The 321-nt window shown below is 65.1% G+C and carries 1 pseudogene; it reads right to left on the bottom strand.

Annotation, left to right across the window (positions count from 1 at the left end):
• A pseudogene (locus tag CP49_RS45970) lies at nucleotides 1–321 on the bottom strand (L,D-transpeptidase family protein); the annotation flags it as partial.

Here is a 321-nt window from a genome sequence, read left to right as displayed (position 1 = left end):
CCCGCCCCCCCGCCAATGAGACAACGCTCCATCGCACCTTGGCATCGTCGGTCCCGTGCTCGATGGCGGTGAAGACATGCGTACCGATAGGACGGTCGGGATCTGCGATCGTCACCGGACTTTCAAGGATGGGCATGAATGCTTGACGGACATAAAGCCGCTGGCTCTTGCGGCTGATTAACACTGATACCGGCTGGAGTTCGCGTGCGATCTGGCGGACCGCCTCGGCCGCCGCGACGCGCGCAGTCTCGGCCGCGGCGGCGGCTTCGCGCGCCGACGTGACGGCATCGAGCCTCTGTTGCAGATCCACGTTGGCGACGT

This window comes from Bradyrhizobium valentinum (assembly GCF_001440405.1).
In the GTDB taxonomy this organism is placed as follows: domain Bacteria; phylum Pseudomonadota; class Alphaproteobacteria; order Rhizobiales; family Xanthobacteraceae; genus Bradyrhizobium; species Bradyrhizobium valentinum.
Note: the sequence above shows the minus strand (reverse complement) of the source record. Positions and strands in the feature narration are given on the sequence as shown.